Here is an 8,344-nt window from a genome sequence, read left to right on the forward strand (position 1 = left end):
AAGCTGAACAATCATAGGATTGTTCAGCTTTAAATAATAAATTTAATCCTTTATTAATCTGTATCGATTATTTAGGACTAGACATAAGATTTTAGTATTTATTCTTTTAAGCGGTTAAAATAAAACCCGCAACGATGTTAATTGAAATAACAATAACAGCTATAATCATAACACCTATAATTAAGTTCTTGTTATTTTCTCCTTTTATTTTTTCCATAATCTTAATAGTTTGCACACTTACTTTTTTTTGATTTTGAAAACCCTGCATCCAGTGGATGCAGAGTAATCTCATAATTCTCCCTAAGAATTAAATTAATAGCATTGTAAAGATAAAATGATTAAATGAGTTATGAAATACGTAGAACTACGTATTTTTTTTAGAAACCTATTTCGTCTGTTAGGTGTTGTAAACACTAGTTTTTACAGCGTTTTTTAATGTTTTTTTAGTACTGGGTAATCATTTTTAAGCGTGTAGTAAAACGCTAGTTTTCATAATTAAGAATACTATTAACATATTTAGGAGCCTAATTATGTACAATAAAAAAAGCTTCAAAATAAAATCATTTTGAAGCTTTTAGTGATTCTCCCTAAAAATCAATTAATAGCATTGTAAAGATAAAAGGAATATCTGAATTATAAAATACGTAGATCTACGTATTTTTTTTAATACAAAAGAGAATAGGTATTTATATAAAGAAAGGCCTCAAAACAAATTGCTTTGAAGCCTTTAATAATCTCTTCTTGTGATATCATTAATATATTAGCATAACAAAGATAAATGGAATATTCGACCTGTGAAATACGTAGATCTACGTATTTTTTTCAAAACAGATTTTAAAGAATATAAAGCAAAAAAGCTCTAAACTGTTAGTGTTTTAGAGCTTTTGTAATTCCTGTTGAGAATTTGACGATTAATAGCTAGACAAATATAAAACGAAAATGGTACTTAAAAATACGTAGTTCTACGTGTTTTTTAATAAACTCTTATTTATGTTGGCCCAAACCGATAAAGCATGTCTGGATTTCTCTAGTTTTAGTTTTTTTATAATATTACTTCTATGTTTTTCTACCGTTCTAGCGGAGCTGTTTAAGGATTCAGCTATTTGACTACTAGTTTTATTATTTGCTAAACCTTGAAGCACTTTAATTTCTGTTTTGGTTAAAAGTTCTATAATAGTCGAATTGGTATATTTTAATTTAGAATTAAGATAAGAGGCAATTTCTTCACTAAAGTATGGTTCTCCTCGTTTAACATGCTCAATACAATTTTCTATTTCTTCTACAGCAAATTCTTTTAATATATAGCCATAAACACCATAGTTTACAGCTTTGTCGTATAGCTCTTCTTGATTATCGAAAGTAATTAAAATCACTTTTGTGTTGAGCTCATTTTTTTTGCACTCTGCAGCAATTTCTAAACCTGTAAGAAATGGCATTTGTATATCTAAAATGGCTATGTCGGGTTTATGCTTAACAATAAGGTTATATGCCGTTTGGCCATCTTCTGCGCTGCCAACAATGTCGTACCCTTTAGATGAAATATAACCACTTAAGCCTCTTAACATAAGAGGATGATCATCTGCAATAACAATAGATACACTCATTAATGAGGATAAATTTATAATTAATACTCTTTTAGGTCTTTTTTATTTCTAATAAAACCGAAAGGTTATAGTGGTTTTAAATATAGATATTTCTTTTCGTAATCAATAATTCCTTTGCCTTTTTTTAAAATATCTGCACCAATTATACCGTTAACTGCATTAGTCTCTTGATTTATAAGTGCCGTGTTTATGTGAGTAAGGTCGAAAAGTATTAAAGATGAATTACTTATTTTCCAACGCCCAATTTTAATTGTATTTCTTCTAGATATTTGGGTTACCATATCTGTAGTTCCGGCACCAGCAGCTTTTATTTTTGAGTCTTTAACTTTTAAATTAAAAAGTTCGATGTTTTCAAAACCAATACAACTGCTTGAGGCTCCTGTATCTAAAATAAAAACACCTTTAGCATTGTTAATAGTAGCTTTTATTTCAAAATGATTGGTTCTTGTTAATTTTAATTTAATTTTTTTATAGCCTTTGCTTAATAAAAATTCTTGAAGTGTGTTATCCATTTCGTTTTTTAAATCCTAAAAATAAAAGTAATACTAAAAGCATTGAGACTACAATGATAAATAAATATTCGTAATTGTCTTTCTTTGGTTTTGTTAAGTTTCCATAAAAAGTAAAAGCACTCCAGTAATAAGGCGATTTTTTAATATTAGTGATGTCTTCATTTTGTAAATAGTCTAATTTGGATTGGTTGTTAGAGAGGTATGCCGAATTATTTTTACTATAGTTTTTGTAAAAAGAGTCTATAATCTGCGAAGTCGATAAGTCGCTAATTTTCCAAAGTGAAAATAAAATATTTTTTGCACCAGCATATTGAAACCCTCGAGCTAGACTCATAGCACCTTCTCCATATTTTAATTGTCCAACACCCGTTTCGCAAGCGCTTAATACTACAAGGTTAGATTTTAAGTCTATGGCGTATAATTCATTTATGGTTAATGAGCTGTCTATAAAATCTATACTTGCTGGGGTGATAAAGTCTCCACTTTTTGCATGTGTCGATAAATGTAGAATATTATAATTGTTTGCGGTTTCAACAAAATCTTTTTTAGTTGCTTTAGCGTTCATTAATAGGTTAGCATTTATATATTTTTCTACGCTTGTTGCTTCTTGTATAGAATAGTCTAGCGCTTTATTGGAGTTTTTAAAAACAGGAAACACGCCTAATACTCTTTTTTTGTAGCTGTTGTCTTCCGTTTTTAAATAAAGCGATGCACTACTATTGTATGCTAATTTGTGCAGTTTAACAACAAAGGGCATGTTTTCGTATTTTAGGCTATTGCTTTTGGATGTTAATAGCGCATCAAATGGAACAAAATGAATAAAGCCATCAGGTATAATTACTAGATTGGTTTTGTCTTTTACTTTATTAAAAAGTAATGTTTTATATAGTGAAAAGGCATTGGTAGTATACTCCACAATATTATTGTTAATGGTTGATGCGTTTTCAAAGTAATTTATGTATTCTATAATTTGGCGCTTTGTATGGTTGTTTAAAGGGATACGATTTAACTCAATAGCTTGTTCTGAAATAATGAATTGAAAGATGGCGTTACTACCATAGAAATATACAATTAGAGTTGCGTTATCGTTTTTAAGTTTGTTAATAATATTAACTAATGAAATGGATTGCTCTTTATTAGTATTATACTTTTTATTAATGTCTTTTTGTAATGTCTTTAATTGAATGCTTATAGTATTTAACGTATCTCTTAATAAACTTATTTGTTCTTTTTGTTTAGAGTTGTAGGGTGTTTTTATTAATTGATTTGTAAGTTGTTCTTGTTGTTTTAAAAAATATTGTTCTTGTTTTAATAAGCTATCGTTAGGGTGTATTTCTAAAAGTGTTTTTTTATTTATTGATTCTTTTAAAACTCTAGATTTAAATTGTTCTGCATAAATAAAGGCTTGTTCAATGTGTGTAGTAGATTCATTAGTTTGGCTTAACTCATACAATAACTGAATGCATTTTTCACTGCGTTTACGGTTATTAGCTAACTGTATAAGTTGTCCTGTTTGTGATGTAATTTCTTTATTTAATAAAGAAGATGCATAAAAACTTAGTTTATAACATTGTAAAGCGTTTTCCTTATTTATTTGCAATTCTGCTAAGGCATCAAAAAGGTCTATAAATGTATTCTCAGGAAATAAATCGGTTTCTTTTGGTAATTGATTGCTATTAAAATTTGGAATTAAAATACGAAGCGCTTTTTTTAATTTTTTTGCAGCTGTATTTTTATCGTTTAAAAGTTTATATAAATGTGCTTCTTGAATATTAAGTTTGGCAAGTGTTCTTGCAGAAGCCATTTTGTTACCGCCTATAGATTTTAGAGTTTTAAATTTTTTTAAAGCGGTTTCATAATCACCTTGTTTGTAAGCTAATTCGTACTCTATTTGAGCTTTAGTATATAAATCTGTACTGCTTGGAAGTTTGTTGCTAACAATGGCATCATCAACAAACACTCTAGTTTTATTTAAACGAATATTACTTCTAGATTTTATAGCTGTAAGCTTTCTTTTTTGCAGTGGTTTTAAGTTTTTAATTTGTAAACCTTTGTTTGCCGTTTCTATAGCCAGTTTATGTTTCCCTAATTTTTGATATAGGTTACTTAAATTAATTATTCCAGATGCTACATGAGAGTGGTTTTGTTGTTGTTCTGCAAGAAAAATATAATGTTTAATAATATTTTCTGCATTGGTGTAATTGTTTGTTTTATGATAGAGAATTCCTAATGGGATTAGGCAATACTCGACAATGTCGAATTGAAAATGACTAGCTATATGCTCTTTCTTGTAATGCAACCAAGCAGCTTCATAAGTAGCAACAGCTAAATGTTGTTTGTTGTTTTTATCTAAATAATATCCCTTGTTTAGCAGTAGGTTTATAAAAGCAAAATGCTCATCTTTAGTTTTAATTTTAGCTTTAAAATCTATTATTTTAGTGTTCAGTGTTTGTAATGCTGTTTCAGTTTTTGCATTATTAAACGACTCTGTAGCTTCATAAATTTGATGTTCTAAATTTTGAGAAAAGACTTTGCAATAACATAAAAATAATAATACAAGGAAGCGTTTATTCATAGACTATATTAAGCGTTAAAATTTCCAAATGGCGTAGAATTGCATATAATTATTGTTTGCTTTGGAGTTAAAAACATAACGAGCTCCAACACTTGGGCCTATTCTTGCAAATCCGGCAGTAGCTTCTATTAAAAAACCTGTTCTTAGGTTAGTAAATGATTTTTTAGATTCATTGTTACTTTCGTTACTACTTACTAGAACGCCTGGTAGCATATTGATGCTTTCAAAACGCTCAATTAATATGTTTTGTGTTTCTTTTTCACTAATAGAAATCATGCCTTGTAACCCCGCTCCAAAACCTATATAATTATTAAGATTATATCTGGCTAAAACAGGAACTTCCCAATCTATATTATTGTAAGTTGTATGTGTTGTTGTGCGTTGAAACTGCTGTTCTCCACCAGCGGTTATAGATATTAATTCTTCTGTTATTGTTGTCCCTGCGTTGTATTGGTGGAAACTATTTAATAATTCTACTTGCCAATACCATTTATACGATTTGTATGGAGAGATTGTCGCACCAATAAAATAGCTTCTAGATTCTTTTAAATCTCCAAAAGCATTGTAGCCAGATTTAACACCAATAGAAATGCCAGGTAAAAATCTGGTTGTGGAATAGTTTGTTATTATTGGGTCGTTTTTATCGAAAATAATAGCAGTTCTAGATTTTGTTTTTTTCTTGTGAAAATCTTTAGCAAATTTTAAACTGTATTTTACGAAGCCTTTGGTAGAGTCGTATTCTTTTACATTTTTTTGTTCGCTTCCTGGTAAATAAATATTTTTAAAAGTAAAAATGGCTTGTTTGTCTGTATAAGTGGTGTCTAAACAACTATATCTTACTTCTTTTTCTTTTGGGCAGATTTTACATTTGGGGTACATGTCTTCCACCCTAATAGTAGACTTATCGAACATATCTGGAATGTCGGTTTCTAATCTAATGGTTTTAGCAGGACCCTCTCCATTATTTTGAAATTTAATTTTAAACTTAGGGCGCTTAAAACGAACCAATCTATAATTTAAAAATGTAGCGTTAGATGACATTTTGTTGGGGTCGTGCGATGTTACAATCTCCATTTCCATAGTTTTCACCTTATGGTTTTTGTAATTGTCATCTGGAACATAAACGCCTCTAATAGAAATAATAGCACTTGTGTCTTTAAGCATTTCTGGTGTAGTCTTAAAGGTGTAAAATATATTTCGTTCTTCATTAGGTTTCATGTTATTAAACTCTAATGTACTTGATTTTTTATAACTAGCTTTTGCTTCTGCTAGTGTTAATTCTAGGTTTTTTTTATCGGTAGTATCTTGAATTCTTGAACTTAATTGAAAGAGTTGTTTTTCTGCCGATGCATAGTAACTATTATTTTCATCTATTTGATTAGATAATACTACTGCGTCTTCGTGGCTTACATTTTTTTCGTTGTGGTGTAATCTAGTCTCTACTAATTCAAAATTATCATCTTTATATTTTTCTTCATTGTAGAAAAGGTATAGTTTACCATTAGTACTATAATTTTTAGCATTTTTATAACTCATTATAACAACAATGTCTTCTTCGGGCATAGGTTCTCGGTTACGTTGTAAGGAGAACTCCTCTGTCATAGAAGCTTCTTCGTTATAAGCTGTGGCATCTTTTTCTATTTTTATTTTTTTTGGTCTTGCTACTGGAGGTTTTCCTGTATCATAGTTATTTGTAGTCCATAATTTCACTTCGTATTCTCTAGCTTTTTTATAGTTATGCTGTGGCTTTCCGGCTTTGCTATATTGGCCATCTCCAAACTCCCAATAATGAGAGTAGAACGCTTTTGGCGCACCAGCAATTTGATTTAAAGGCGGCGTTTTTGGTGAGAATTGTACAGCGTTTTCATTTTTTTTATAATCTATAATAACCGTACCTCTAGTGGTGTCAATAACTTGAACGTCTTGAGCAATTAATGAGAAAGAAAGAGTAAAGAAGAATAATATTGTAAGTAATGTCTTCATAACGAGTTGGCTTAATAACATTTAAATATACGAAAACTGATGGGGCTAATGCAGATGATAAAATAAAATTAAAGCCAGAAGGGGAGTCTGGCTTTAATTAAATAGAGGTTAAAATTATGGTAGAGCATTTATAATGTCTATAAATTCTGCTTCTGTAGCTAGTGTTGTTTCACCAAGTGTAAATGTAATAATATCATTAGCTTCTATAGTAACTGCTTTTATAGCGTACCTCCAGATACCATCATCTTCTGTCGCAAAAATAACATGACACTCTAGCCCAATTGGGATTTGCCCGTAGTGCTCGCTAAATAACCCAGCTTCGTAAGTATCTAAAGATGCTAAGCCAGAATCTTCTCCATCGTAAGATAAGTAGATAGCACTATTAGTATAATTGTAGCCATCTGGTGCTTGTGCTTGTATTAATGTTTTTGGTCTAGGGTCGTTATAAAACCTGTCTATGTTTGTCCAACCAAATGTTTCTAAAAAAGCATAATATTCACCACCTTCTACAAATACACCACCTTGCCCTGTAACGTCTTCAACTTCATCCCAGGTTAAATTATCCTCTGCATCTATAGTGCCATTCCATAATGTCATTGCTGGGTCTGCTCCACCAGTTAAACTACTAGGTACAACTAATTGCATGTTACAATTTATATCTATGGCAGCGCCATTTTGTGTGGCTTCTAAAAAGAACTCCCCACCAGATAATAACATGGCTTTATCTCCATTAGGTAAAGTACCCATAGTTGGTTTATTTGTAGAGAGCATGTTTCCTTTTTCAAAAAGTTCTACATATTCTAAATCTATTGTTCCAGTAACAGGGTTGCCATTTAGAGTTAAACAATTAGTATTAATGTTTATTTGTACACCTTTAGTAGAGGTTAGTGTAATATTTCCGTCACTACCATCAAACTGAAAATTTTGTGTTTGGTTTTCTAACGCTTGTTGTCTTATATTACTAAAATCTTGAGCGCTAGGAACTGGATTTGAAGTGATAATGTCTGAGTCATCACTAGTTTGACAGCTTGTAAATAAGATTGATAAAAATAAAATTCCGAAAATTGTTTTTAAAGTTTTCATAATGCTTGTTTTTTAATTGTTATACATCTTCATATCAATTGAGTAATATTATTGTTACCCTTTATAAGTGTTTATTTGTTTTTTAGCACTTACAACCTTATATCAAAACCATTTTAAAATTGTTACCTTTATTTTATTAAGTTTTTTTAAATTCGTTTATTAACTGTCTACAAATAAGAGGTTATGAGTGGTAAAAAAATACACGAAGACCAGAAGTATATAGAAGGCTTACTTAAAAACAATTCTTTTATTATACAGACTATCTACGATAAATTTGCACCTAAAGTGATTAACTATATAAAGCAAAATAACGGTAGTGTAGATCAAGCTAAAGATGTTATACAGGAAACATTAATAACTATATATAATCAGGCAAAGGAGAAAAACTTACAAATTACCTGTCCTTTTGATGCCTATTTCTTTCTGTTATGTAAGCGTAAATGGTTGAATGTTTTAAAAAAGAATGCTAAAGAGGTAACAATTAATGAAACTGTTTTATCTAAAGGTGACGATGCTCAAGAATTAGCATTAGAAACCGCATTATTTGGAGAAAAACAAGCGTTATTTAATACCATGTTTGAAAAATT

Annotated in this window: 7 protein-coding genes; 1 reads left to right on the forward strand and 6 read right to left on the reverse strand. The window is 29.9% G+C overall.

Features of this window, described 5'->3' with window-relative positions:
- Window positions 1–106: 106 nt before the first annotated feature.
- The 6 genes from ACVC2P_RS19045 to ACVC2P_RS19070 all read right to left on the reverse strand — a co-directional run bounded on the left by ACVC2P_RS19045 (window position 107) and on the right by ACVC2P_RS19070 (window position 7,757).
- Entirely contained in the window at window positions 107–292 is a 186-nt protein-coding gene (locus tag ACVC2P_RS19045) for a hypothetical protein (protein ID WP_452600031.1), read from the reverse strand.
- A 670-nt stretch (window positions 293–962) separates the two neighbouring features.
- A complete protein-coding gene (locus ACVC2P_RS19050; protein WP_452600032.1) occupies window positions 963–1,604 on the reverse strand; it encodes a response regulator in 642 nt (213 codons plus the stop codon).
- Between the two features lie 65 nt (window positions 1,605–1,669).
- The gene (locus ACVC2P_RS19055) at window positions 1,670–2,116 is read right to left on the reverse strand and encodes a retropepsin-like aspartic protease (protein WP_452600033.1); all 447 of its coding nucleotides are present in this window, start codon (window positions 2,114–2,116) and stop codon (window positions 1,670–1,672) included.
- Window positions 2,109–4,691 (reverse strand): CHAT domain-containing protein, encoded by a 2,583-nt coding sequence (locus ACVC2P_RS19060; RefSeq protein WP_452600034.1) that lies wholly within the window; start codon window positions 4,689–4,691, stop codon window positions 2,109–2,111. The genes ACVC2P_RS19055 and ACVC2P_RS19060 overlap by 8 nt, the downstream gene beginning before the upstream one ends.
- A 15-nt stretch (window positions 4,692–4,706) precedes the next feature.
- Window positions 4,707–6,674 carry a DUF7849 domain-containing protein gene (locus tag ACVC2P_RS19065; RefSeq protein WP_452600035.1) on the reverse strand — a complete coding sequence of 656 codons (1,968 nt, stop codon included), beginning with the start codon at window positions 6,672–6,674 and terminating at the stop codon, window positions 4,707–4,709.
- A 114-nt stretch (window positions 6,675–6,788) separates the two neighbouring features.
- Window positions 6,789–7,757, reverse strand: a complete 969-nt coding sequence (locus tag ACVC2P_RS19070) for a hypothetical protein (protein WP_452600036.1) — start codon at window positions 7,755–7,757, stop codon at window positions 6,789–6,791.
- Between the two features lie 183 nt (window positions 7,758–7,940).
- Between ACVC2P_RS19070 and ACVC2P_RS19075 the strand changes: the two genes are divergently transcribed.
- The coding region (locus ACVC2P_RS19075) for an RNA polymerase sigma factor (protein ID WP_452600037.1) at window positions 7,941–8,344 on the forward strand (404 nt) is incomplete at its 3' end.

It is taken from the genome of Pontimicrobium sp. MEBiC01747 (genome assembly GCF_053601635.1).

What these genes read in the sequence shown, in the direction of transcription:
- ACVC2P_RS19045 (WP_452600031.1), bottom strand. Translation starts at nt 292, where the DNA reads ATGAGATTACTCTGCATCCACTGGATGCAGGGTTTTCAAAATCAAAAA.
- ACVC2P_RS19050 (WP_452600032.1), bottom strand. Translation starts at nt 1,604, where the DNA reads ATGAGTGTATCTATTGTTATTGCAGATGATCATCCTCTTATGTTAAGA.
- ACVC2P_RS19055 (WP_452600033.1), bottom strand. Translation starts at nt 2,116, where the DNA reads ATGGATAACACACTTCAAGAATTTTTATTAAGCAAAGGCTATAAAAAA.
- ACVC2P_RS19060 (WP_452600034.1), bottom strand. Translation starts at nt 4,691, where the DNA reads ATGAATAAACGCTTCCTTGTATTATTATTTTTATGTTATTGCAAAGTC.
- ACVC2P_RS19065 (WP_452600035.1), bottom strand. Translation starts at nt 6,674, where the DNA reads ATGAAGACATTACTTACAATATTATTCTTCTTTACTCTTTCTTTCTCA.
- ACVC2P_RS19070 (WP_452600036.1), bottom strand. Translation starts at nt 7,757, where the DNA reads ATGAAAACTTTAAAAACAATTTTCGGAATTTTATTTTTATCAATCTTA.